Source organism: Vandammella animalimorsus (assembly GCF_002285285.1).
Taxonomy (GTDB): domain Bacteria; phylum Pseudomonadota; class Gammaproteobacteria; order Burkholderiales; family Burkholderiaceae_C; genus Lampropedia; species Lampropedia animalimorsus.
Map to the genome: position 1 here is coordinate 301,685 of NZ_NSJF01000002.1, position 23,791 is coordinate 325,475.

Here is a 23,791-nt window from a genome sequence, read left to right on the forward strand (position 1 = left end):
CAAGGCCGTGGCGGGCGCGCAGGCGCCCGGAGGGTGAGAGCGTCAGGCGGATTTCCTGGCGCCTGTTCATGCTCTCGGCGGGCCGAGAGCACAAATAGGCTCTTATACCAACACGATGTCGTAGCGATCGGGCGCCAGGCCGTTTTCGGCCACCAGCGCGATGGGCTTGTCGATGAAGTCCGAAAGGCTGGCCAGGTGCGCGCTTTCCTCGTCGAGGAACAGCTCGATGACCTCGGGCGCGGCCAGCACCTTGATCTCGCGCGGGTTGAACTGGCGCGCCTCGCGCAGGATTTCGCGCAGGATGTCGTAGCAGACGCTGCGCGGCGTCTTGGTGCGGCCCGTGCCGCCGCAGCAGGCGCAGGGCTGGCTGAGCAGGTGCGCCAGCGATTCGCGCGTGCGCTTGCGCGTCATCTCCACCAGGCCCAGCGGCGAGAACTCGCACACCGTGGTGCGCACGCGGTCGCGCGCCAGCTGGCGGCGGAACTCCTGCAGCACGGCGCTTTGGTGCTTGTCCTGCACCATGTCGATGAAGTCCACGACGATGATGCCGCCCAGGTTGCGCAGCCGCAGCTGGCGCGCAATGGCCTGGGCCGCCTCCAGGTTGGTCTTGAAGATGGTTTCGTCGAAGCTGCGCGTGCCGATGAAGCCGCCGGTATTGACGTCGATGGTGGTCAGCGCCTCGGTCTGGTCGATCACCAGGTAGCCGCCGGACTTGAGCGCCACGCGCTGGCCCAGGGCGCGGTCGATCTCCTCGTCGATCTGGTAGAGGTCGAAAATCGGGCGCTCGCCGCGGTACAGCGTCAGGCGCCCCAGGGCGCTGGGCATGAAGTCGCGCGCAAAGGCGCGCAGCGCGGCAAACTGCTCGCGCGAGTCGATGGCGACGCTGCGCGTGTGCTCGCCCACCAGATCGCGCAGCACGCGCCGCAGCAGGTCCAGCTCTTGGTAGAGCAGGCTGGTGACGGGCCGTGACAGCGCGGCCTCGCGGATTTTTTGCCAGGTGGTGCGCAGGTAGCGGATGTCCTCGATCAGCTCGGCGTCGCTGGCGTCCTCGCCGTTGGTGCGCAGGATGAAGCCGCCGGTGTTGCGCCCCGGCGGCGTGTGCGCCTGCACCAGGGCCTGCAGGCGCTGGCGCAGCGCATCGCGCTCGGGCAGGGCGATTTTTTGCGATACGCCGATGTGGTCGTCCTGCGGCAAAAACACCAGTGAGCGCCCGGCAACGCTCAGCTGCGTGGACAGGCGCGCGCCCTTCTTGCCGATTGGGTCCTTGATGACCTGCACCACCAGCGACTGGCCCTCGAACACCTGGCGCTCGATGGGCAGCGGCGCCTCCTGGCGGCGCACCGTGGCTGGGGCCTCGCCGCTGCTGTGGCGCTGCCAGACGTCGGCCACGTGCAAAAAGGCCGCGCGCTCCAGGCCGATGTCCACAAAGGCCGATTGCATGCCCGGCAGCACCCGCGTGACCTTGCCCAGGTAGATGTTGCCCACCAGGCCGCGCTCGAGCGTGCGCTCCAGCAGCAGCTCCTGCACCGCGCCGTGCTCGATGACGGCCACGCGCGTCTCCTGCGGGGCCCAGTTGATGAGGATGTCCTGCGCGGCCTCGGTGGTGGCCTGCACCGGCAGCGGCGTGGGCTGCGCGGGCGATGCGGGCGCGGGCGGCGTGTGTGGGTCGGGCAGTGGCGGGGGGCAGGGCTGGTTCATGGCTGGGGGCCTGGGGCGCAGGGCTGCTGCAGCCAGGGCTGCAGCAGCAGATGGGTTTCGAACAGCGGCAGGCCCATGATGCCTGAATAACTGCCCTCGATGCGGTCGATCAGCGTGGCCGCCAGCCCTTGGATGCCGTAGGCGCCGGCCTTGCCCTGCCATTGGCCCGAATCCAGGTACTGCTGCAGCCACTCGGGCCGCATGCAGTTGAAGCGCACCTTGGAGATGGACACGGCCTGCTGCACCTGGCCGTCGTCACCGCCCTGGCCGCCCTGGTCGCCCTGGTCGCCCTGCATGCGCGCGCCGGGCAGGACCACGGCCACGGCCGTGAGGACCTCGTGCGGGGGGCTGGCGCACAGCAGCTCCAGCATGGCCTGGGCTTGGGCCCGGTCGGCGGGCTTGCCCAGGATTTGCTGGCCCAGGGCCACAGTGGTGTCGGCGCACAGAATGGGCGCGGGCGGCAGCCGGCGGCGGGCGGCGCGGCGCATGGCCGCATGCAGCTTGAGCCGCGTGACGCGCTGCACGTAGTCCAGTGGGCGCTCGTCTGGCAGCGGGGCCTCCAGCGCTTCCAGCGCCTGGGCGGTGTCGCCCGGATCGGGGTCTTGCGCATCGGGCAGCAGCAGCGTGTGGGCGATGCCGATTTGCTGCAGCAGCTGGCTGCGGCGCGGGCTTTGCGAGGCCAGGTAGATGGCGCGCGGGCCAGCGGTGGGCGCGGCCTGGCCATTGCCGTGGGCGTTGCCGTGCTCTGTCATGCTCATTCGCGGTGGTAGGGGTGGTTGTTCAGCAGCGACCAGGCGCGGTAGAGCTGCTCGGCCAGCAGCACGCGCACCATGGCGTGCGGCAGCGTCAGCTCCGACAGGCGCAGGCGCTCGTGGGCGGCCTGGCGCAGCTCGGGCGCCAGGCCATCGGGGCCGCCGATGACGAAGACGATGTCGCGGCCCAGATCGCGCCAGGCGGCCAGGCGCTGGGCCAGCTGGCGCGTGCCGCCGCCCTGGCCGCGCTCGTCGAGCACGACGATGTGCGCCTGCGCCGGCCATTGCGCCTGCAGGCGCTGGGCCTCGGCGGCCATCAGCTGCTCGGCGCTTTTGCCGCCGCTGCGCGGCTCGGTCTTGACGGCGCGCAGCTCCAGCCGCATGTCTGCTGGAAAGCGCTTGGCATAGTCCTCGTAGCCTTGCTGCGCCCAGGCGGGCATCTTCTGGCCGACGGCGGTGATGATGAGCTTGCGCATGGGGCCGTGGGGGCAGGGGGTGCTGGCTCGCCGTCAGCCGATGCGCTCGGCGCCGCCCATGTAGGGGCGCAGCGCGGCGGGGATGGTGATGCTGCCGTCGGCGTTCTGGTGGTTTTCCAGGATGGCCACCAGCGTGCGGCCCACGGCCAGGCCGCTGCCGTTGAGGGTGTGCACCAGCTCGTTCTTGCCGGCCGCGTTCTTGAAGCGCGCCTGCATGCGCCGCGCCTGGAAGGCTTCGCAATTGCTCACCGAGCTGATCTCGCGGTAGGTGTTCTGCGCCGGCAGCCAGACTTCCAGATCGTAGGTCTTGGCCGCGCCAAAGCCCATGTCGCCGCTGCACAGCAGCACCACGCGGTAGGGCAAATCCAGCGCCTGCAGCACGGCCTCGGCATGGCCGACCATCTCCTCCAGGGCCTCGTAGCTTTTTTCCGGGTGGGTGATTTGCACCATCTCCACTTTGTCGAACTGGTGCTGGCGGATCAGCCCGCGCGTGTCGCGCCCGTAGCTGCCGGCCTCGGAGCGAAAGCAGGGCGTGTGCGCGGTCAGGCGCAGGGGCAGCTCGGCCTCGGCCAGGATGGTGTCGCGCACGATGTTGGTCAGCGGCACCTCGCTGGTCGGGATCAGGTACAGGGCCGTCTCGTCCGGCTCCGGTTCGGCCTCTTGCCCGCCCTTTTGCGCGGCAAACAAATCGCCGGCGAACTTGGGCAGCTGGCCCGTGCCCAGCAGCGAATCGGCGTTGACGATGTAAGGCACATAGGTTTCCTGATAGCCATGCTGCTGCGTCTGCATATCCAGCATGAAGGCGGCCAGGGCGCGGTGCAGGCGGGCGATCTGGCCGCGCATCACGGTAAAGCGCGCGCCGCTGAGCTTGGCGCCCAGCGCGAAATCCAGCCCCAGCGGCTCGCCCACGTCCACGTGGTCCTTGACGTCGAAATCGAAGGCGCGCGGCGTGCCCCAGCGGCGCACCTCCACATTGTCGGCCTCGCTCTGGCCCACAGGCACGCTGGCATGCGGCAGATTGGGCACGGCCTGCAGCAGCGCATGCAGTTGCGCCTGAATGTGCTCCAGGCGCTGGGCAGAGGTCTCCAGTTCCGTCTTGATGGCGGCGACCTGGGCCATCACAGCCTCGGCGCTTTCACCCTTGGCCTTGAGTTGGCCAATCTGCTTGGACAGGCTGTTGCGCTGGGCCTGCAGCTCCTCGGTGCGGGCCTGCAGCTGCTTGCGCTCGGCCTCCAGCGCGCCAAAGGCACTGACATCCAGAAACGCTTGCGGCGTCTTGCGGGTTTCAAGGCGGGCGACGACGTGGTCGAGCTCCTTGCGGAGCAAAAGAATATCGAGCATGGATTCTGTGCAAACGGCTGTGGGACGCAGGCGCTGCGCCCCTGTGAAAAGCGAAGGCGCTATTGTCACCGATGGACTCTGTAGCTCAGCGCCAAGGCCAGGCGCTGCGCAATTCCTGCGCAGTGGCCAAGGCCGCGCGGCCGCCCCAAAAGTCGCACGCCATACGCAGGCGTTGGCACGATTACAAAAAAAAACAACAAAACACTTGCCCCGCTCTGGACGCTTATTTTTATTGCACTCACAATGCCAGCCATTTTCAAATGCGACAGGCTTTGCTGGGCTTTGTTTTGTCGCGGTCAATCGGCTTTTTCTTTGACACCAGGAGAACTCAATGGCAACAGCGAAAAAAACTGCGGTGAAAAAAACCGCAGCAAATAAAACTGCCACCGCAAGCAAGCCTGCGGCCAAAAAAGCGGCAGCCAAATCCGCAGTAAAAGCCGGCAGCGCCGTTGCCAGCAAGAGCGCAGCAGCCAAAAAGCCCGCCAGCAAGACCGCAGCCTCCAAAACCGTTGCCAAGAAAGCCCCGGCCAAAAAAACCACCGCTGTGAAAACCGCCGCCGCCAAGAAAACCACGGCAGCGAAAACCCCAGCGGCCAAGAAAGTCAGCGCAGCCAAGAAGCCCGCAGCCACCAAGGCAGTGGTGAAGAAAGCCCCGGCAGCGGCAAAGAAAGTTGCAGCGAAAAAGCCCGTGGCCAAGAAAACCACCGCTGTGAAGAAGACTGCGGCCAGCACAGCCGCCGCCAAGAAAACCAGCGCCAAGGCGGCCGCCAGCAAAGCCACTGCCGCCAAGAAAACCACGACCGTCAAAAAGCCCGCAGCGAAAACCGCCGCTGTGAAGCCTGCGGCCAAGCCGGCAGCCAAAAAGCCCGCTGCCAGCGCCAAGAAACCAGCCGCCAAGAGCACGCTGGCCCCCAAGGCCGCCTGGCCGTTCCCGGTCACCAGCAAACCCTGAAACCCTGTTTCAGCCATACATGCAAAGCCACCGCCTGCGGTGGCTTTGTGCCGTTTGGCCGTGCGCCGTGCCTGCGCCAGGGCATGGCGCCCCGGCACGCATGGGGGGCAGCCGGCGAGGTGGCCTGCTACTGCTATAAAGCAGGCCCCACACTCGCCTAAAGCCGCGCATGATCCGTCCCGAGTATTTCCTGCATCCGCCCTTCACGCCCGCGCCCACGCGCCCGGCCGTCACACTGATTCTGGTGCGCGATGCGCCGCAAGGCCAGGGCTTTGAGGTGCTGCTCTCGCGCCGGTCGCACCAGGCGCGCTTCGTGCCTGGCGTGTATGTCTTCCCAGGTGGCGGCATCGACGCCGGCGACGCCGCTGCAGCGGCGCTGGCCGATTTGCGCCCGCAGCAGGACGCGCGCCAGGCCGAGCTGGCCGCCGCCGCCGTGCGCGAGTGCCTGGAAGAGCTGGGCATTCTGCTGGCGCGCGATGCCCAGGGGCGCATGCCCGACAGCCAGGCGCTGGCCGCTGCCGGCATCGCCCGCCAGCGGCCGCTGGCGCCCCAGTTGCAGCGCCTGGGCTGGCGCCTGGCGCTCGATGCCATCTATCCCTTTGCGCACTGGATCACCGACCGCGACTATCCAATGCGCTTTGACGTTCCCTTTTTGCTGGCGCGCGCTCCGCAGGGCCAGCAGGCTGTGGCCGACGAAGTCGAGCAGTTCGACGCCACCTGGATCAGCCCGGCGCTGGCCCTGCAACGCCACGAGCAGGGCCAGTTGCCACTGGTGTACCCGACCATCCGCAGCCTGCGTCGCCTGGCGCAGTTCGACAGCGCCGAGGCCGTGTTGGCCGCCTGCCGCCAAGGGCCCATCATGCCCGTGAGCTGCCCGCGCGCCGGCTGGCTTGAGGGCCGCGAAGTGCGCTATATGGAGCACGAGCCGGCCTTTGGCGAGCTGCATCTGGTTTGCCCGGACGGCCAGCTGCTGCACGAGCTGGACTGGCGCCACGATCGACCCCGCGCCCTGTTGCGCCACGTCCAGCGCCTGACCGCCCCCAATGCAGGCCTGATGACCGGCCCGGGCACCAACACCTACTTGATCGGCGAGCCCGCCACCGGCTACATCGTGCTCGACCCCGGCCCCGACGACGCCCAGCACCTGCAGCGCATCGTGCAGCACACCGGCGCGCAGGTGCGGCACATCGTCTGCAGCCACTCGCACCCGGACCACTCGCCCGGCGCGGCGCCGCTGCAGGCGTTGGTGCAGGCCGCCGCCGGCGGCCAACCGGCCATTTACGGCATGGCCTCGGGCCCGCATGCGCGCCGCGACAGCCGCTTCACGCCCGAGCAGCCGCTGAAGACGGGCGACACCGTGGTGCTGCAAGCTCAGCTGGGCGATGGCCGCACCGTGCGCCACACCCTGCACGCGCTGCACACGCCCGGCCACACCGCCAACCACCTGTGCTTCGTGCTCGAAGAGGACGGCCTGCTGTTCAGCGGTGACCATATCCTCGGCGGCACGACCACCGTGGTGCTGCCGCCGGACGGCAACATGCAGGCCTTTCTCGATTCGCTGGACCTGCTGCAGCAGGCCTGCGCGCGCTGGGGCATCGAGTTCATCCTGCCCGCGCACGGCCACGTGCTGGACCAGGCCCCGCAGGTGATTGCACAGTTGCGCGCGCACCGGCTGCAGCGCGAGGCCAAGGTGCTGCAGGCCATCGAACAGGCCCCGCAGGGCACGGTCGAGGACTGGCTGGCCAGCGCCTACGCCGATGCGCCGCGCGCGCTCTGGCCGGTGGCGCGCTACTCGCTGCTGGCCCACGTGCAGCGCCTGGCTGCGCTGCATCCGCAGCTGGGCCTGCAGCGCATCCCCATGCCAGAGCCCGACGCCGCGCCGCACTGAGGGTGTGAGCAGGCGCTGAATTCACGCCTCGCCCGCCCCAGGGAAATTCCCAGGGCCTGGCTGCGAATTTTTAATTGACAGCTAAACAATTGAGTCAAAAAATAAATGCCGTACAGGAGGTGCGGCATGAAGATCGTATGCATAGGCGGCGGCCCGGCCGGGCTGTATTTCGGTTTGCTGATGAAAAAGCTCGACGCGGCGCACGAGGTCATCGTGGTCGAGCGCAACAAGCCCTACGACACCTTTGGCTGGGGCGTGGTGTTCTCCGACGCGACCATGGACAACATGCGCCAGTGGGATGCCCAGTCCGCTGCCGAGATCGAGCAGGCCTTCAACCACTGGGACGACATCGAGCTGCTGTTCAAGGGCCGCACCATCCGCTCGGGTGGGCATGGCTTTGTGGGCATCGGGCGCAAGAAGCTGCTCAACATCCTGCAAGAGCGCTGCGAGCAACTGGGCGTGAAGCTGGTGTTCGAGACCGAGGTGCAGTCCGATGAGGACTACGCCGATGCCGATCTGATCGTCGCCAGCGATGGCATCAATTCGCTGATCCGCAAGAAGTACGAGGCCACCTTCAAGCCCGACATCGTCACCCGCCCCAACCGCTACATCTGGCTGGGTACGAACAAGGTGTACGACGCCTTCACCTTCGACTTCCGTCGCACCGAGCACGGCTGGTTCCAGGCGCACATCTACAAGTTCGACGAGAACACCTCGACCTTCATCGTCGAAACGACCGAGGAAACCTGGCGCGCCCACGGGCTGGACAGCGCCGACCAGGATCAGTCCATCGCCTTTTGCGAACAACTGTTTGCCGAAAACCTGGGCGGGGCCAAGCTGATGAGCAATGCGCGGCATTTGCGCGGCTCGGCCTGGATCAACTTCCAGCGCGTGGTCTGCGAGCAGTGGTGGCTGCAAAACGCGCGCGGCAGCCACGTGGTGCTGATGGGCGATGCGGTGCACACGGCGCACTTTGCCATTGGCTCGGGCACCAAGCTGGCCATTGAGGATGCCATCGAGCTGACGCGCCAGTTCCAACTGCTGGGCGATAGCCCGGCACAGATCCCCGAGGTGCTGGCCGCCTACCAGGAGGCGCGCCGCGTGGAGACGCTGCGCCTGCAAAACGCGGCCTGGAATGCCATGGAGTGGTTCGAGGTTTGCGGCCAGCGCTATTGCGACCAGCTCGATCCCGAGCAGTTCATGTACTCCATGCTCACGCGCAGCCAGCGCATCAGCCACGAGAACCTGCGCCTGCGCGATGCCGCCTGGCTGGAGGACTACGAGCGCTGGTTCGCTCAGCGCGCCGCCGATGCGGCAGAGCGGCAACTGCCCGCGCAGGACAAGCCCACGCCGCCCATGTTCACGCCCTACAAGGTGCGCGGCCTGACGCTGAAGAACCGCATCGTCGTCTCGCCCATGGCGCAGTACTCGGCCCGCGACGGCCTGGTGGGCGACTACCACCTGATGCACCTGGGCGCGCGCGCCATGGGTGGCGCGGGCCTGGTGATGGTGGAGATGACCTGTGTCAGCCCCGAAGGGCGCATCACCCCCGGCTGCCCCGGCCTGTACCGGCCCGAGCACACAGCCGCCTTCAAGCGCATCATCGACTGGGTGCACAGCTACACGGACGCCAAGATCGGCATCCAGATCGGGCACGCCGGGGCCAAGGCCTCGACCCGCCTGGCCTGGGAGGGCATCGACCAGCCGCTGGTCGAGGGCAACTGGCCCATCGTTTCGGCCTCCGAGCAGCAATACCTGCCAGGCGTGAGCCAGACGGCCCGCGCCGTCACCGCCGAGGACATGGCGCAGATCAAGGCGCAATTCGTGGCTGCCGCCCAGGCCGCCCACGAGGCGGGCGCCGACTGGCTGGAGCTGCACTGTGCGCACGGCTATTTGCTCTCCTCCTTCATCAGCCCGCTGACCAACCAGCGCACCGATGAATACGGCGGCAGCCTGGAAAACCGCCTGCGCTACCCGCTGGAGGTGTTTGCCGCCGTGCGCGCCGCCTGGCCCGAGGACAAGCCCATGTCGGTGCGCATTTCGGCGCACGACTGGGTCGAGGGCGGCACCACGCCGGCCGATGCGGTGGAAATCGCCAAGGCCTTCAAGGCCGCTGGCGCGGACATGATCGACGTCTCCTCCGGCCAGGTCAGCAAGCAGGAAAAGCCCGTCTACGGCCGCATGTTCCAGACCCCGTTTGCCGACCGCATCCGCCAGGAGGCAGGCATCGCCACCATCGCCGTGGGCGCCATCAGCGAGGCCGACCACGCCAACAGCATCCTGGCCGCAGGCCGCGCCGATTTGTGCGCCGTGGCACGCCCGCACCTGGCCAACCCGGCCTGGACGCTGACCGAGGCGGCCAAGATCGGCCACACCGCCATCACCTGGCCGCCGCAGTACCGCTCGGGCAAGCAGCAGATGGAGGCCAACTTCGCCCGCGAGCAGGCGGCCCAGCAGGCTGCGCTGGCCGCCGCCCAGGCGCGCCCCCCGGCCAATGCCGCATCCAACGGGCAGGGGCAATGAGCATGGCGCAGGGCAACACCGCACCCCCCGCAGCGGCCAGCGCGCCCGCGCTGCGCCATGCGCTGGTCACAGGCGGCGGCAGCGGCATTGGCGCGGCCATCGCCCGCCGTCTGCTTGCCGATGGCTTTCGCGTCACCCTGCTGGGGCGGCGGCTGGCGGCTGTGCAGGCCGTGGCCGATGAGCGGCCCGAGGCCATGCAGGCCGTCAGCGCCGACGTCAGCGAGCCAGCGCAGTTGCAGGCCGCGCTGGCCCAGGCGCGCCAGCGCTTTGGCCCCATCGACACCCTCATCAACAACGCCGGGCAGGCGCAGACCGCGCCCTTTGCCAAGATGGAGCTGGCGCTGTGGCAGCAGATGCTGGATGTGAACCTCACCGGCACCATGCTGTGCACCCAGGCGGCGCTGCCGGACATGCTGGCCGCTGGCTGGGGCCGCATCGTCAACGTGGCCAGCACGGCCGGGCAGATCGGCTACGCCTACGTCAGCGCCTACTGCGCGGCCAAGCACGGCGTCATCGGCCTGACGCGTGCGCTGGCGCTGGAGCTGGCGCGCAAGGGCATCACCGTCAACGCCGTATGCCCCGGCTACACCGAAACCGACATCGTGCGCGAAGCCATCGAGAACATTGTCGCCAAGACTGGCCGCAGCGCCGAGCAGGCCAGGGCCGAGTTCGTCAAAAGCAACCCGCAGGGCCGCCTGGTGCAGCCCGCTGAAGTGGCCGATGCCGTGGCCTGGCTGTGCGGCACAGGCGCGGGCGCCATCAACGGCCAGGCCATTGCCGTGGCCGGCGGGGAGGTGATGCCATGAGCCGCAGCGCCGCAGGCGGCAGCGCGCAAAGCCGTTTTGGCCTGAGCCAATTGCTGGGCGAGGCGCACATCGGCCTGGAGGCGCGCGCCCAGCAGGACGACCACATGGACACGCGGCTGTGGCTGCGCCTGTTCTCGCTGACCGAGCAAATCGAGCAGCGCATCCGCCAGATGCTGCGCCAGCAGTTCGACACCACGCTGCCGCGTTTCGACTACCTGGCCCAGCTCGACCGCCACCCGCAGGGGCTGCGCATGAACACGCTCTCGCGCTATCTGATGGTCACCGGCGGCAGCGTCACCGGGCTGACCGACCAGCTCGTCAAGGATGGGCTGGTCGAGCGCATCCCCGACCCGCAGGACCGCCGCTCGCTTTACGTCAAGCTCACGCCCAAGGGGCGGCGGCAGTTTCGCAAGATGGCCCAGGCCCACGAGCAATTGCTGGGCACGCTGCTGGCTGGCCTGGGCAAGCGCGACAAGGACTTGCTCTACGAGCAACTGGGCCAATTGCGCGTGCTGCTGGCCGCGCAGAACATGCAGGCCTGACCCATCCACCCAACGACATTGCAGGAGCACCCCCGACATGAACAGTGCAGCCCCACGCATCAACCCGGCCTTGCAGGCTGGCAACCGCAAGCCCATGGCGGGCTACCAAGCCCAGCATTTTCTGTGGCAGGCCGATGGCCCGGTGGCCACCATCACCCTCAACCGCCCCGACCGCAAGAACCCGCTGACTTTCGACAGCTACGCCGAGCTGCGCGATTTGTTTCACCAACTGCAATGGGCCAGCGACATCAAGGCCGTGGTCGTCACTGGCGCGGGCGGCAACTTCTGCTCCGGCGGCGATGTGCATGAAATCATCGGCCCGCTGGTGCAGCTCAAAGCCCCCGAGCTGCTGATGTTCACGCGCATGACCGGCGCACTGGTCAAGACCATGCGCGCCTGCCCGCAGCCCATCGTGGCCGCCATCGACGGCGTGTGCGCGGGCGCGGGCGCCATCATCTCCATGGCATCCGATTTGCGCCTGGGCACGGCGCGCGCCAAGGTGGCGTTCTTGTTCAACCGCGTCGGCCTGGCCGGCTGCGACATGGGCGCTTGCGCCATGCTGCCTCGCATCATCGGCCAGGGCCGCGCCAGCGAGCTGCTCTACACCGGCCGCGTGCTCGGCGGCGAGGAGGCCGAGCGCTGGGGCTACTTCAACCGCCTGTGCGCGCCCGATGAGGTGCTGGCACAGGCCCAGCAACTGGCCGCGGAGCTGGCCGCTGGCCCCAGCTTTGCCAACGGCATCACCAAAACCATGCTGCACCAGGAGTGGAGCATGGGCATCGACCAAGCCATCGAGGCCGAGGCCCAGGCCCAGGCCATTTGCATGCTGACCGAGGATTTCTCGCGCGCCTACCACGCCTTCGTGGCCAAGCAAAAACCCGTGTTCCAGGGAGATTGACATGCAGCGCGGTCTGGACACCTCCTACCAGCAATGGCCGTTTTTCGAAGCGCGCCACGCCGAGCTGGCGCAGCAGCTCGATGCCTGGGCCAGCACCCACATCGGCCATGAGCCGCACGGCAGCGGCAGCGATGTGGACGCGCATTGCCGACAGCTCGTCCAGGCCCTGGGCGAAGCGGGCTGGCTGCGCCATGCCGTGGGCGAATCGGCCCAGAGCATGGACGCGCGCGCCATCTGCCTGATCCGCGAGACGCTGGCGCGCCACAGCGGCCTGGCCGACTTCGCCTTTGCCATGCAGGGCCTGGGCAGCGGCGCCATCAGCCTGCACGGCACGCCCGAGCAGCGCCAGCGCTACCTGCCGCGCGTGGCGGCGGGCCAGGCCATTGCGGCCTTTGCGCTGTCCGAGCCGCAGGCTGGCTCGGACGTGGCCGCCATGGCCTGCGCCGCGCGCCGCGAGGGCGATGACTACGTGCTCGACGGCGAGAAAACCTGGATCTCCAACGGCGGCATTGCCGATTTCTATGTCGTCTTCGCCCGCACCGGCGAAGCGCCCGGCGCGCGCGGCATCAGCGCCTTCATCGTCGATGCCGACACCCCCGGCCTGACGATTGCCGAGCGCATCGACGTCATCGCCCCGCACCCGCTGGCGCGGCTGAAGTTCGAGGGTTGCCGCATCCCCGCCAGTTGCCGCGTGGGCGAGGCGGGCGAGGGCTTCAAGGTCGCCATGCGCACGCTGGACGTGTTCCGCACCTCGGTGGCCGCGGCTGCGCTGGGCTTTGCGCGCCGCGCCCTGCAAGAGGCCTTGCTGCGCGCCACTTCGCGGCAGATGTTCGGCGGCGTGCTGGCCGACTTCCAGATCACCCAGACCAAGCTGGCGCAAATGGCCACCGCCATCGACAGCGCCGCCTTGCTCACCTACCGCGCCGCCTGGCTGCGCGATGGCGGCCACAGCGTCACAAAGGAAGCGGCCATGGCCAAGCTCACCGCGACCGAAAACGCCCAGCAGGTCATCGACGCGGCGGTGCAGATGTTCGGCGGCCTGGGCGTGGTCAGCGGCCAGCCGGTCGAGTCGCTGTACCGCGAGATCCGCGCGCTGCGCATCTACGAAGGCGCCAGCGAAGTGCAGCAACTCATCATCGGCCGCGAGCTGCTCAAGGCGCTCAAAGCCTGAAGCGGTTGACACGGGGTGTTGATGGACTCGCCAAATTGCATCAAGACCCATTGCCCATGTTGCCGAAAAAGGGAATTTTGATTTCCTTTCGGTTGCTATGAAAAAGAGGCGCAAAGCGCCCATGCAGGAGACAAACCACATGCCCAGCGCCCATACCGACACCTTTGCGCGCGACAACCTGCCGCCGCTGGAGCAGCAGCCCGAATACCTGTTCGAGCTGCCCGAGCTGCAATTTCCCGCGCAGCTCAACTGCGCCACCGAATTGCTCGACCGCCACGTGGCCCAAGGGCGCGGCGATCGCCTGTGCCTGCGCGCGCCGGACGGCACGCGCTGGAGCTACGCCGACTTGCAGGCCCACGCCAATCGCATCGCCAACGTGCTGGTGCAGGACATGGGCTTGCAGCCGGGCAACCGCGTGCTGCTGTTTGCGCCCAACACGCCCTGGATGGTGGCCTGCTGGTTTGCGGTGATGAAGGCCGGCGGCATTGCCGTGGCGGTGATGCCGCTGCTGCGCGCCAAGGAGCTGCGCACCATCATCGACATCGGCCAGATCAGCCACGCGCTGTGCGATGCGCGCCTGGCCGACGAGCTGGAGGCCGCGCGCGCGATGCCATCTTCAGCGCCGCAACTGGCGCAATTGGCGCAACTGCGCTACTTCAATACCGCGCTGGCCGCGCCATCGAGCGGGGCCGAGCTGCCCTGCCTGCACCGCGCCATGCAGCAGGCCTCGCCCGATTTCAGCAACGTGGATACGGCCAGTGACGACGTGTGCCTGCTGGGCTTTACCTCCGGCACCACCGGCGTGCCCAAGGCCACCATGCACTACCACCGCGACGTGATGGCCATTTGCAAGTGCTGGCCGCGCCACGTGCTGCGCGCCGATGCGGACGATGTCTTCATTGGCAGCCCGCCGCTGGGCTTTACCTTCGGCCTGGGCGGGCTGGTGCTGTTCCCCATGGACATTGGCGCCAGCAGCGTGCTGCTGGAAAAGGCCGGGCCGCAGCAGTTGCTTGAGGCCTGCGCGCAATTTGGCGCCACCGTGGTGTTCACCGCGCCCACGGCTTATCGCCACATGGCGGCCATGCCAGAGCTGCTGGCCCAGGCGCGGCTGCGCAAGTGCGTCAGCGCGGGCGAGGCGCTGCCCGCGTCCACGCGTGCGCTGTGGAAGCAGGCCAGCGGCATCGAGCTGATCGACGGCATTGGCGCGACTGAGCTGCTGCACATCTTCATCTCCGCCGACGAGGCCAGCGCCCGCCCGGGCGCGACCGGCAAGCCCGTGCCCGGCTACCGCGCCCGCGTGCAGGACGATGACGGCAACGAGCTGCCGCCGGGCACCGTGGGCAAGCTGGCCGTCAAAGGCCCCACGGGCTGCCGCTACCTGCGCGACGAGCGCCAGAAAACCTATGTGCAGGATGGCTGGAACCTCACCGGCGACGCTTATTTGATGGATGAGGACGGTTACTTCTTCTACCAGGCGCGCACCGACGACATGATCATCTCGGCGGGCTACAACATTGCCGCGCCCGAGGTGGAGGAGGCGCTGATGCAGCACCCGGCCGTGGCCGAATGCGCCGTCATCGGCGCGCCCGATGAGGAGCGCGGCCAGATCGTCAAGGCCTTCGTCGTCGTCAAGGAGGGCGTGGCCGCCGATGCCGAACTGGTCGTGGATTTGCAGGAGTTCGTCAAGCAGAGCGTGGCGCCCTACAAATACCCGCGCGCCGTGGAGTTCATCGCCGCGCTGCCGCGCACCACCACCGGCAAGCTCCAGCGCAGCGCGCTCAAGCGCCGCATGGGCGAGCAGCATGGGTGAAAGTGCCTAGAGCGTGTTATGCACTTTCCGCCCCCCGCGAGAGCGCCCCGGCGGGTGCAGTGCAAGGCGCAGTCCCCGCTGCAGCCTGGCTGCGCTGCAAGGGGACGGCAACGCCGCAATGCGCATGCCGGGGCGCTCTCCCTTCGGGCTGGCCCCAAAACCATGCACTCGCCGCGTTGGCCCGCTTGCCAAGGCAGCCAGCCTTGGCGGCGCGCGCCGCCTTGCGATTACACGGTTTTGGGGCCAGCGCGGGGGTGCGCAAAGTGCATAACACGCTCTAGACCAAAGCGTGGCCCAAGCGCCCGATCGCCCGGCTCTGGATGCGATACTTTTTCGCCCTGCAAATGCAGCAGGCCCTTTGCTCCACCCCATTCATGACATTCAAGGAGACACCCGCATGACCCGCACCACCCGCCCCAGCATCCGCTTTTCCAGCCTTCGCTCCCACACCCTGGCCGCCGTGGCCGGTGCGGCGGCGCTGTGCCTGGCCCAGACCGCCTCGGCCGCCGAGGAGGTGAAGATCGGCCTGCTCAGCACGCTTTCAGGCCCCGGCTCGACGCTGGGCATCGACATCCGCGACGGCTTTCAGCTCGCGCTCAAGCACACCGAGGGCAAGCTCGGCGGCCTGCCGGCCAAGGTGGTGATCGTTGATGACCAGCAAAGCCCCGACGCGGCCAAGCAAACCACCGACCGCCTGCTCAAGCGCGAGAAGGTGGACTTCATGACCGGCGTGGTGTTCTCCAACATCCTGCTGGCCGTGGCCCCGGCCATTTTTGCCAACAAGACCTACTACATCAGCGCCAACGCCAGCCCTTCGCAACTGGCGGGCAAGCAGTGCAACCCCTATTTCTTCAGCGCCGCCTACCAGAACGACAACCAGCACGAGGCCGTGGGCCAGGCCGTGCAGGACAAGGGCGTCAAGAAAGTGGCGCTGATCGCCCCCAACTACCCCGGCGGCAAGGACGCACTGGCCGGTTTCAAGCGCTTCTACAAGGGTGAGGTGGCGCTGGAGCTTTACACCCCGCTGTCGCAACTGGACTATGGCGCGGAGCTGTCGCAGATTCGCGCCTCCGGCGCCGAGGCGGTGTACTTCTTCCTGCCTGGCGGGCTGGGCATCAACTTCATCAAGCAGTTCCATGGCGCGGGCCTGAAGGACAGCATGGCCTTGTTCGCCCCGGGCTTTTCCGCCGATGAGGACGTCATCAGCGCCGTGGGCGAGGCCACCGTGGGCATTTACAACGCCTCGCAATGGGCCTGGGATCTGGACAACGCCGCCAACAAGCGCTTCGTCGAGGACTTCCGCAAGGAATACGGCCGCACGCCCACGCTGTATGCCTCGCAGGGCTACGACGCGGCCATGCTGATCGACTCGGCCGTCAAGGCCACGGGCGGCAACCTCAAGGACAAGGCCGCCATCGGCAAAGCCTTGCAGGCGGCCAACTTCAACTCGGTGCGCGGCGATTTCCGCTTCAACACCAACCACTTCCCGATCCAGCACTACTACATGCGCGAAGTGGTCAAGGGCGAAGATGGAAAGGTCACCAACAAGCTGATCGGCAAGGCCTTCGAGAACCACAGCGATGCCTACGTGGGCGATTGCAAGATGCCGCAGTAAGCGTCTGCCCAAAGCCTGTTCAAAAACAGCCGGGCTTGATGCGATGGCGTTCTTGCCCCGGCGCTGTGCGACGCCCCCGCGGGCGCCCCCCCATCCTTTGCCTTTTCTTTCATGCAAACCACCCTGGTTCTGGAGCAACTGCTCAACGGCCTGCAATTCGGGCTGATGCTGTTCCTGCTGGCCGCTGGCCTGACGCTGGTGTTCGGCATCATGGACATGATCAACCTGGCGCATGGCTCGCTGTACATGATCGGCGCGTATCTGATTGCCAGCATCGCGGCGGCCAGCGGCTCGTTCTGGCTCGGGCTGCTGGGCGGCATCGGCGCGACGGTGCTGGTGGGCGTGCTGCTGGAGCGCACGGTGCTGCAACGCTTTTACCGGCGCGACCATCTCGCGCAGGTCATGGGCACCTTCGCCATCATGCTCATGGCCAACGAGGCCGTGCGCATGCTCTGGGGGCCGCAGCCCATCCAGCTCAACCCGCCTGCGGCGCTGGCAGGCCCCATCCCGCTGGCGCCGGGCTTGAGCTATCCGGCCTACCGGCTGTTCATCATCGGCGTGGGGCTGCTGGTGGCGCTGGGCATGTACTGGCTGATTACGCGCACGCGCATCGGCATGCAGGTGCGCGCGGGCGCGTCCAACCGCGAGATGGCGCTGGCCATGGGGGCCAACGTGCGGCTGCTGTTCACCGCCTTGTTCGCCTTTGCCGCTGCGCTGTGCGCGCTCGCTGGCGGCATGCTTGGGCCGCTGCTGGCCGTGCAGGTGGGCATGGGCGAGAGCATTCTGATTCTGGCCTTTGTGGTCATCGTCATTGGCGGTATTGGCTCCATCCGCGGCGCGTTGCTGGGGGCCTTGCTGGTGGGGCTGGTCGATACCGCCGGGCGCACGCTGATCCCGCTGCTGTTTCGCCAGATGATGGACGCCGAGCTGGCCGCCAACGCGGGCCCGGCGGTGGCCTCCATCCTGATTTACCTGCTCATGGCCGTGGTGCTGTTTTTCAAGCCCAGCGGCCTGTTCCCCGCGCGAGGCTGATGCCATGACCACCCCATCTGCCACCTCTGCCACCACCCCTGCCGCCCCGGCCATCACCAGCTTGCTGGACCAGCGCCTGCCGCGCGCGGTCAGCGCTGCACTGCTGCTGGGCCTGCTGGCGCTGCCGCCCGTGTTGACGGCGCTGGAGAGCGATTTCTACATCGCCGTGGCCAGCCGCATCCTGATCTTCACGCTGGCGGCCACCAGCCTGAACTTCATCCTGGGCTATGGCGGCATGGTCAGCCTGGGCCATGCGGCTTTTCTGGGCATCGGGGCCTACACCGTGGGCATTGCGATGCAAGAGGGCTGGGCCTCGGCCTGGCTGACCTGGCCGCTGGCGATGGCGCTGGGCGCGCTGTTTGCCCTGGCCATTGGCGCCATCAGCCTGCGCACGCAGGGCGTGTACTTCATCATGATCACGCTGGCCTTTGCGCAAATGCTGTTTTATCTGATGGTCTCGCTCAAACAGTACGGCGGCGAGGATGGGCTGTCGCTGATGCAGCGCTCGGAGCTGGGCCTGGGCATCGACCTGGCCTCGGACACGCATTTTTATTACGTCGTGCTGGCCCTCTCGGCGCTGGCCTTCGTGCTGGTGCAGCGCCTGCTCAATGCGCGCTTTGGCCATGTGCTGCAAGGCATCCGCGAGAACGAAACGCGCATGCAGGCGCTGGGCTTTGCCACCTACCGCTACAAGCTGGCAGCCTTCACGCTGGCCGGGGCCATGGCCGCGCTGGCTGGCGCGCTGCTGGCCAATCAGGCCAGCTTCGTCAGCCCGGCGCTGATGCAGTGGAACCAGTCGGGCATGCTGCTCATCATGGTGATCCTGGGCGGCGTGGGCTATTTGTACGGCGGCTTTGCCGGGGCCGTGGTGTTCTTGCTGTTGGAGGAGGTGCTGGTGAGCTACACCATCCACTGGCAGTTCTATCTGGGCGCGCTGCTGCTGGCGGTGGTGCTGGCCGCGCCCAACGGCGTGCTCAGCCTGCCCGCGCGGCTGCGCCAATGGGCCTACAGGAGGGCGGCATGACGGGCGCGGCGCAGACTTCCCATCCCCTGGCCTTGCTGCACGTTGACGATCTGGTCAAGCGCTTTGGCGGGCTGACGGCCACTGACCACGCCCACCTGCACGTGCGCCCCGGCGAGCTGCACGCGCTGATTGGCCCCAACGGCGCGGGCAAGACCACGCTGATCGCGCAGATTGCCGGGGCGCTGGCGCCCAGCAGCGGCCGCATCCTGTTCGATGGGCAGGACGTCACCGCCTGGCCCATGCACCGGCGCGTGCACCTGGGGCTGGTGCGCTCCTACCAGATCACCAGCATCTTCAAGCGCCTGCCGGTGCTGGACAACCTGGCCCTGGCGCTGCAATCGCGCAGCGGCAGCAGCTTTGCCTTCTGGCGCGCCGCACGCGCCGAGCGCGCGCGCTACGAGCAGGCCGCGCAGATCGCCCAGCGCGTTGGCCTGGGCGCTTGCCTGGCCCGCCTGGCGGGCGACTTGTCGCACGGCGAGCAGCGCCAGCTCGAAGTGGGCATGGCGCTGGCGCTCTCGCCCAAGCTGCTGCTGCTCGATGAGCCGATGGCGGGCATGGGGCCGGAGGAATCCGAGCGCATGGTGCAACTGCTGCTGGCGCTCAAAGAGCAGCAGGCCACCATCTTGCTGGTCGAGCACGACATGGACGCCGTGTTTCGCGTGGCCGACCGGATTTCGGCGCTGGTGTTCGGCAAGGTCATCGCCACCGGAGCGCCGCAAGACATCCGCCGCCACCCCGAGGTGCAGCGCGCCTATCTGGGCGATGAGCACGCCAGCGCCCCATCCGCCGCTCCACCCTCTGCCCCAACCGCGGCAACCGCCGCCACGATGGAGAGCACCGCATGAGCGCCCTGTTGGAACTGCAAGACGTGCAAGCCGGCTACGGCCAAAGCCAGGTGCTGTTTGGCATGCACTGCGCCATTGCCCCGCACAGCGTGGCCACGCTGTTGGGGCGCAACGGCATGGGCAAGACCACCACGGTGCGCGCCATCCTGGGCCTGACGCCCGCCTTTGGCGGCAGCATCCGCTTTCGCGGCGAGCGCATCGAGCGCCTGCCGCCCGAGCGCATCGCCCGCATGGGCCTGGCCGTGGTGCCCGAAGGGCGGCAAATCTTCCCCAACCTCAGCGTGCGCGAGAACCTGCAAGCCTTTGCCGCCAACCGCTGCCACAGCGAGCAGCCCTGGACGCTCGAGCGCGTCTACCACCTGTTCCCGCGCCTGCAAGAGCGCCAGCACAACATGGGCAACCAGCTCTCGGGCGGCGAGCAACAAATGCTGGCCATTGGCCGCGCGCTGATGACCAACCCCCATCTGCTGATCCTGGACGAAGCCACCGAGGGCCTGGCGCCCCTGATCCGCGAGGAAATCTGGCAATGCCTGGCCGCGCTGCGCGCGCAGGGCCAGACCATCCTGGTGATCGACAAATACGTGCAGCGCCTGATCGAGCTGGCCGACAGCCACACCCTCATCGAGCGCGGCCAGCCCGTCTGGCAGGGCAGCTCGGCGCAGTTGGCGCAAGAGCCTGCGCTGTGGCAGCGCTATATCGGCGTTTGAGCAGGAGCCCCGCCATGCCCACGCCCCCCGCAATTTCCGCCACCGCCGCCGCGCACGCACCCCGGCCCATGCACTTCGAGCGCTCGCTGCGCATCCGCTTCTCGCACTGCGACCCTGCTGGCATCGTCTTCTTCCCGCAGTACCTGGTGCTGTTCAACCAGTTGGTGGAAGACTGGTTCGACCACGGCCTGGGCATTGGCTACGCGCACATGCTGGGGCCGCGCCGCATCGGCCTGCCCATCGTGCGGCTGGAGTGCGACTTCCGCGCCATCAGCCGCATGGGCGATGACGTGCAGCTTGGCCTGTGGGTTGAGCGCGCAGGCGGAAAATCCCTGAGCCTGCACATGCAATGCCGCGCTGGCGCGCAATTGCGCGTGCAGGCGCGCAAGGTGCTGGTTTTTACCAACCTGGATACGCACCAGGCCATCGCCATCCCCGAAGACGTGCGCGCCGCGCTGCAAGCGCTGCCGCCCGTGCCTATGCGGCCCGCGCCAGTCGCTGGCGCGGCCACCAGCGCCGCGCGCCCTGAACTTTCTTGACAAACAAAGGAAATCCCCATGCAAGTCCTGCTCCCCCAAGGCTGGCCACGCCCCAAAGGCTATGCCAACGGCGTGGCCGCGCGCGGCACGCAAATCTACGTCGCCGGCATGATCGGCTGGGACGCCCAAGGCGTCTTCCACACCGACGACCTGGCCGGCCAAGTGCGCCAGGCGCTGCAAAACGTCGTGGCCGTGCTGGCCGAGGCTGGCGCCGGCCCGCAGCACATCGTGCGCATGACCTGGTACGTCAAGGACAAGAAGGAATACGTTGCCGCCTACCCCGAAATCGGCAAGGCCTACCGAGAACTGATCGGCAACTTCAACATCGCCATGACGGCCGTGCAGGTGGCCGATCTGGTGGAAGACCGCGCCAAGGTGGAAATCGAAGTCACCGCCGTGCTGCCCGATTGAGCGCTGGCGCGCCGTCGCGCTCTGCCTTCTGCCCAGCCCCGAAGGTTTTGGCGCCGCTTGCAGCCCCTTGGCGGCTCAGCCTTGTCTGTCCGCGCAGGATGCGGCATGACTGGGTCTGCTGTCTCTTGCTGCTGCGCTGCAGCCACGGGCACGTGGCAAGCCCCGAGCTCAAACTCAACCTCCAACCCCGCAAGGCCAAGCCCTGCGGGGTTTTTCCATGTGCGCAGAGGCAGCCGCCGCCATGGCGAATTTGCAACAAGGGCCACCATCACAGCCGCAGCCATCGACTGCGCAGGATGCAATTCATTGACTATTGGTAACATCTAGAACTAGAATAAGAACGATTTTCATCATTCTTTTTAACTGGATTCAGCAATGACCCCACACCAAGCTCACAAGGGCCTTGGCCCATTGGCCATGCGCTGCACGCCACTGGCCCTGGCGGCCGCATGCTGCCTGTTCGGCGGCAGCGCGCTGGCACAAACTGCCGCTGCGCCCCTGCAGGAAAAACAACAGGCGGACGACAAGGAGTTGCCCTCCGTGGTGGTGACCGGCACACGCAGCGAACGCACGCTGCGTGAAGTGCCGGCCAGCGCCCAGGTGGTCGAGGAGCAGGCTCTGCAAGAGCGCCAGTTGGGCGACATCCGCGAGCTGGCCGAGACCGTGCCTGGCGTGACGGTGGAGCGCCGCTCCAACCGCATGACCATCAACAGCCGCGACGGGCGCAGCGGCAATGCCGGCTTCAACATCCGCGGCCTGGAAGGCAACCGCGTGCTGATGCTGGTGGACGGCGTGCGCATGCCGCGCGGCTACAGCTTTGGTGCATCCAGCCGCGACAACGTGGACTTCGGCCTGGTCGAGCGCGTGGAGATCATCAAGGGCCCGTCCTCGGCGCTGTACGGCTCGGACGGCATCGGCGGCGTGGTGCAGTTCTTCACCCGCAGCCCAGCCAGCTACCTGGGCGGCGGCAAGACGCTGGGCGGCCAGGCCGGCCTGGGCTATGAGGGCGACAGCCGCGCCGTGCGCGCCAGCGCCACGGTGGCAGGCCAGGCCAGCGAGAGTGTGCAATGGCTGCTCTCGGGCAGCGCGCTCAAGGGCCACGCGCTGGACAACCGCGGCAGCAACGACAGCGCCAGCGCGCTGCGCACCAAGCCCAACCCAGAGGACACGCGCGATGCAGCACTGCTGGGCAAGCTGGTCTGGCAGCCCAATGCTGCGCAGCGCCACACCTTCTCGGCCGAATACGTCAGCAAGCGCGACGATTTGCAGCTGCTGTCGCAATACGGCTCCGTCTCGCGCGGCGTGACCACGCTGACGGCTTCGGGCAAGACGGACAACCAGCGCCGCCGCCTGAGCTGGCAGGGCCAGTTCGAGCTGGACAGCTCGGTGGCCGATTCGCTGCGCACCTCGCTGGCCTATCAGCGCCTGCGCTCGCTGGAGCATTTCGAAAACACGCGCGAACGCCGGCCCGCCCAGGTGCGCGACACGCTGGACCATGAGAACCTGCTGCAGGCCAGCGTGCAGGCCGAGAAGCTGCTGCGCACGGGCAAGCTGGCGCACAAGCTGGCCTATGGCCTGGATGGCGCGCGCACCGAGGCCGACAACCTGCAGACCGGCATGACGCCGCCAGCGGGCGAAACCTTCCCGCTCAAGCGCTTCCCCGACACCACCGAGACCGCCATCGGCCTGTACGTGCAGGACGAGATCATCGGCAACGGCTGGAGCCTGATCCCCGGCCTGCGCTGGGATCGCTACCGCATTGCCGCCAGCACCAAGGGCTTTGCCGGCATGGCCGCCAACCGCAGCGGCTCGGCCCTGTCGCCGCGCCTGGGGGCCACGCTGGACGTGACGCCGGACTGGACGCTCTACGGCCAGTGGGCCACGGGCTTTCGCACGCCGGGGGCCGACCAGCTCAACCGTTTCTTTGAAAACCCCATCGGCCATTACATGACCGTGCCCAACCCCAACCTCAAGCCCGAGAAGGCCCAGCACGTGGAACTGGGTGTGAAGGGCCAGGGCGAGCGCTGGCGCTTGGAGGCCGCAGCCTTCCACGGCCGCTACCGCGATTTCATCCTCGACAACCAGCGCGTGGCTGGCACGGGCCGCCCCGGCGATCCACTGGTGTTCCAGGCCATCAACACTGGTCGCGCCAGCATCAGCGGCTTTGAGCTGGCCGGCGAATATCGCCTGCCGCAAGTGGCCGGCGGCGAGCTGTCCTTCCCGGCCGCCTTCGGCATGGCCCGTGGCCGCAACAAGGCTGACAACCAGCCCATCGACAGCGTGCAGCCCGCGCGCCTGAACCTGGGCGTGCGCTATGCCCAGCCAGCCTGGATGGTGCGCCTGGACATGACGCACCGCTGGGCCAAGAAGGCCGGTGACGTGGCGCGCGCCAGCGACCCGCGCGCCGCGCCCACCGTGCCCTTCCTGCCGGCTGCGGCGACCACGTTCGACCTCAGCGGCCAATGGCGCCTGCTGCGCCACGCCCATGGCGACGTGCGCCTGAACGCGGCGGTGCACAACCTGACCGACCGCAAGTACTGGCGCTGGGGCGATGTGCGCGGCCTGGCGGCCGATCTGCCGACCATCGACGCCTACAGCCAGCCTGGCCGCAAGTTCAGCCTGTCGGTGGTGGCGAGCTTCTAAGCAGGCTTTCAACAACCTCTGAAACCCAACTGCTTGCGGTTGGGTTTTTTTCTGCCTGCACGGGCGGCCATTGCGCATGGCTTTTTGCAGGTCATTCGATATACTGCCCCACAGTATG

Annotated in this window: 20 protein-coding genes; 16 read left to right on the top strand and 4 right to left on the bottom strand. The window is 67.6% G+C overall.

The features are described from left to right. Positions 1 to 102: 102 nt before the first annotated feature. The 4 genes from CK620_RS04730 to serS are packed head-to-tail and all read right to left on the bottom strand — an operon-like array spanning position 103 to position 4,267. Complete coding sequence (locus CK620_RS04730; RefSeq protein ID WP_095549329.1) at positions 103 to 1,698, bottom strand: Rne/Rng family ribonuclease; 1,596 nt, start codon at positions 1,696 to 1,698, stop codon at positions 103 to 105. Continuing rightward, positions 1,695 to 2,456: a Maf family protein gene (locus CK620_RS04735; protein WP_238946021.1), complete on the bottom strand. Its 762-nt coding sequence runs from the start codon at positions 2,454 to 2,456 to the stop codon at positions 1,695 to 1,697. The genes CK620_RS04730 and CK620_RS04735 overlap by 4 nt, the downstream gene beginning before the upstream one ends. Continuing rightward, positions 2,453 to 2,926 (bottom strand): 23S rRNA (pseudouridine(1915)-N(3))-methyltransferase RlmH, encoded by a 474-nt coding sequence (rlmH, locus tag CK620_RS04740; RefSeq protein ID WP_095539171.1) that lies wholly within the window; start codon positions 2,924 to 2,926, stop codon positions 2,453 to 2,455. Before rlmH ends, CK620_RS04735 begins: the two co-directional genes overlap by 4 nt. Positions 2,927 to 2,959: 33 nt before the next feature. Further along, positions 2,960 to 4,267 (bottom strand): serine--tRNA ligase, encoded by a 1,308-nt coding sequence (gene serS, locus CK620_RS04745; protein ID WP_095549330.1) that lies wholly within the window; start codon positions 4,265 to 4,267, stop codon positions 2,960 to 2,962. A 331-nt stretch (positions 4,268 to 4,598) separates the two neighbouring features. Between serS and CK620_RS04750 the strand changes: the two genes are divergently transcribed. The 16 genes from CK620_RS04750 (at position 4,599) to CK620_RS04825 (ending at position 23,673) form a co-directional block, all read left to right on the top strand. Beyond that, entirely contained in the window at positions 4,599 to 5,219 is a 621-nt protein-coding gene (locus tag CK620_RS04750; RefSeq protein WP_095541706.1) for a histone, read from the top strand. A gap of 169 nt (positions 5,220 to 5,388) precedes the next feature. Further along, positions 5,389 to 7,107: an MBL fold metallo-hydrolase gene (locus CK620_RS04755; RefSeq protein WP_095549331.1), complete on the top strand. Its 1,719-nt coding sequence runs from the start codon at positions 5,389 to 5,391 to the stop codon at positions 7,105 to 7,107. Positions 7,108 to 7,233: 126 nt separating this feature from the next. Next, entirely contained in the window at positions 7,234 to 9,630 is a 2,397-nt protein-coding gene (locus tag CK620_RS04760) for a bifunctional salicylyl-CoA 5-hydroxylase/oxidoreductase (RefSeq protein WP_095549332.1), read from the top strand. 2 nt (positions 9,631 to 9,632) lie between these two features. Beyond that, a complete protein-coding gene (locus CK620_RS04765; RefSeq protein WP_095549590.1) occupies positions 9,633 to 10,436 on the top strand; it encodes an SDR family NAD(P)-dependent oxidoreductase in 804 nt (267 codons plus the stop codon). Next, the gene (locus CK620_RS04770) at positions 10,433 to 10,978 is read left to right on the top strand and encodes a MarR family winged helix-turn-helix transcriptional regulator (RefSeq protein ID WP_095549333.1); all 546 of its coding nucleotides are present in this window, start codon (positions 10,433 to 10,435) and stop codon (positions 10,976 to 10,978) included. The genes CK620_RS04765 and CK620_RS04770 overlap by 4 nt, the downstream gene beginning before the upstream one ends. Before the next feature lie 37 nt (positions 10,979 to 11,015). Beyond that, positions 11,016 to 11,876 (top strand): enoyl-CoA hydratase family protein, encoded by an 861-nt coding sequence (locus tag CK620_RS04775; protein WP_095549334.1) that lies wholly within the window; start codon positions 11,016 to 11,018, stop codon positions 11,874 to 11,876. A gap of 1 nt (position 11,877) precedes the next feature. Continuing rightward, positions 11,878 to 13,047, top strand: coding sequence for an acyl-CoA dehydrogenase family protein (locus tag CK620_RS04780; protein ID WP_095541711.1), 1,170 nt, complete (start codon positions 11,878 to 11,880; stop codon positions 13,045 to 13,047). A 139-nt stretch (positions 13,048 to 13,186) separates the two neighbouring features. Beyond that, a complete protein-coding gene (locus CK620_RS04785) occupies positions 13,187 to 14,857 on the top strand; it encodes an AMP-binding protein (protein WP_095549591.1) in 1,671 nt (556 codons plus the stop codon). A 397-nt stretch (positions 14,858 to 15,254) separates the two neighbouring features. Beyond that, positions 15,255 to 16,472 (top strand): ABC transporter substrate-binding protein, encoded by a 1,218-nt coding sequence (locus tag CK620_RS04790; RefSeq protein ID WP_095549335.1) that lies wholly within the window; start codon positions 15,255 to 15,257, stop codon positions 16,470 to 16,472. Between the two features lie 111 nt (positions 16,473 to 16,583). Next, positions 16,584 to 17,504 (top strand): branched-chain amino acid ABC transporter permease, encoded by a 921-nt coding sequence (locus CK620_RS04795; RefSeq protein ID WP_095549336.1) that lies wholly within the window; start codon positions 16,584 to 16,586, stop codon positions 17,502 to 17,504. 4 nt (positions 17,505 to 17,508) lie between these two features. After that, positions 17,509 to 18,528, top strand: coding sequence for a branched-chain amino acid ABC transporter permease (locus CK620_RS04800; protein WP_095549337.1), 1,020 nt, complete (start codon positions 17,509 to 17,511; stop codon positions 18,526 to 18,528). After that, complete coding sequence (locus tag CK620_RS04805; protein WP_095549592.1) at positions 18,525 to 19,373, top strand: ABC transporter ATP-binding protein; 849 nt, start codon at positions 18,525 to 18,527, stop codon at positions 19,371 to 19,373. Before CK620_RS04800 ends, CK620_RS04805 begins: the two co-directional genes overlap by 4 nt. Further along, a complete protein-coding gene (locus CK620_RS04810; RefSeq protein WP_095549338.1) occupies positions 19,370 to 20,080 on the top strand; it encodes an ABC transporter ATP-binding protein in 711 nt (236 codons plus the stop codon). The genes CK620_RS04805 and CK620_RS04810 overlap by 4 nt, the downstream gene beginning before the upstream one ends. 68 nt (positions 20,081 to 20,148) lie before the next feature. Continuing rightward, entirely contained in the window at positions 20,149 to 20,619 is a 471-nt protein-coding gene (locus CK620_RS04815) for an acyl-CoA thioesterase (protein WP_095549339.1), read from the top strand. Positions 20,620 to 20,637: 18 nt separating this feature from the next. Beyond that, positions 20,638 to 21,030, top strand: coding sequence for a RidA family protein (locus CK620_RS04820; protein ID WP_095549340.1), 393 nt, complete (start codon positions 20,638 to 20,640; stop codon positions 21,028 to 21,030). A gap of 375 nt (positions 21,031 to 21,405) precedes the next feature. Then, positions 21,406 to 23,673, top strand: coding sequence for a TonB-dependent hemoglobin/transferrin/lactoferrin family receptor (locus CK620_RS04825; protein WP_095549341.1), 2,268 nt, complete (start codon positions 21,406 to 21,408; stop codon positions 23,671 to 23,673). Positions 23,674 to 23,791: the final 118 nt, after the last annotated feature.

Bases quoted from the DNA above. Each gene is read 5' to 3' on its own strand.
- CK620_RS04730 (WP_095549329.1), bottom strand. From the start codon at position 1,698: ATGAACCAGCCCTGCCCCCCGCCACTGCCCGACCCACACACGCCGCCC.
- CK620_RS04735 (WP_238946021.1), bottom strand. From the start codon at position 2,456: ATGAGCATGACAGAGCACGGCAACGCCCACGGCAATGGCCAGGCCGCG.
- rlmH (WP_095539171.1), bottom strand. From the start codon at position 2,926: ATGCGCAAGCTCATCATCACCGCCGTCGGCCAGAAGATGCCCGCCTGG.
- serS (WP_095549330.1), bottom strand. From the start codon at position 4,267: ATGCTCGATATTCTTTTGCTCCGCAAGGAGCTCGACCACGTCGTCGCC.
- CK620_RS04750 (WP_095541706.1), top strand. From the start codon at position 4,599: ATGGCAACAGCGAAAAAAACTGCGGTGAAAAAAACCGCAGCAAATAAA.
- CK620_RS04755 (WP_095549331.1), top strand. From the start codon at position 5,389: ATGATCCGTCCCGAGTATTTCCTGCATCCGCCCTTCACGCCCGCGCCC.
- CK620_RS04760 (WP_095549332.1), top strand. From the start codon at position 7,234: ATGAAGATCGTATGCATAGGCGGCGGCCCGGCCGGGCTGTATTTCGGT.
- CK620_RS04765 (WP_095549590.1), top strand. From the start codon at position 9,633: ATGGCGCAGGGCAACACCGCACCCCCCGCAGCGGCCAGCGCGCCCGCG.
- CK620_RS04770 (WP_095549333.1), top strand. From the start codon at position 10,433: ATGAGCCGCAGCGCCGCAGGCGGCAGCGCGCAAAGCCGTTTTGGCCTG.
- CK620_RS04775 (WP_095549334.1), top strand. From the start codon at position 11,016: ATGAACAGTGCAGCCCCACGCATCAACCCGGCCTTGCAGGCTGGCAAC.
- CK620_RS04780 (WP_095541711.1), top strand. From the start codon at position 11,878: ATGCAGCGCGGTCTGGACACCTCCTACCAGCAATGGCCGTTTTTCGAA.
- CK620_RS04785 (WP_095549591.1), top strand. From the start codon at position 13,187: ATGCCCAGCGCCCATACCGACACCTTTGCGCGCGACAACCTGCCGCCG.
- CK620_RS04790 (WP_095549335.1), top strand. From the start codon at position 15,255: ATGACCCGCACCACCCGCCCCAGCATCCGCTTTTCCAGCCTTCGCTCC.
- CK620_RS04795 (WP_095549336.1), top strand. From the start codon at position 16,584: ATGCAAACCACCCTGGTTCTGGAGCAACTGCTCAACGGCCTGCAATTC.
- CK620_RS04800 (WP_095549337.1), top strand. From the start codon at position 17,509: ATGACCACCCCATCTGCCACCTCTGCCACCACCCCTGCCGCCCCGGCC.
- CK620_RS04805 (WP_095549592.1), top strand. From the start codon at position 18,525: ATGACGGGCGCGGCGCAGACTTCCCATCCCCTGGCCTTGCTGCACGTT.
- CK620_RS04810 (WP_095549338.1), top strand. From the start codon at position 19,370: ATGAGCGCCCTGTTGGAACTGCAAGACGTGCAAGCCGGCTACGGCCAA.
- CK620_RS04815 (WP_095549339.1), top strand. From the start codon at position 20,149: ATGCACTTCGAGCGCTCGCTGCGCATCCGCTTCTCGCACTGCGACCCT.
- CK620_RS04820 (WP_095549340.1), top strand. From the start codon at position 20,638: ATGCAAGTCCTGCTCCCCCAAGGCTGGCCACGCCCCAAAGGCTATGCC.
- CK620_RS04825 (WP_095549341.1), top strand. From the start codon at position 21,406: ATGACCCCACACCAAGCTCACAAGGGCCTTGGCCCATTGGCCATGCGC.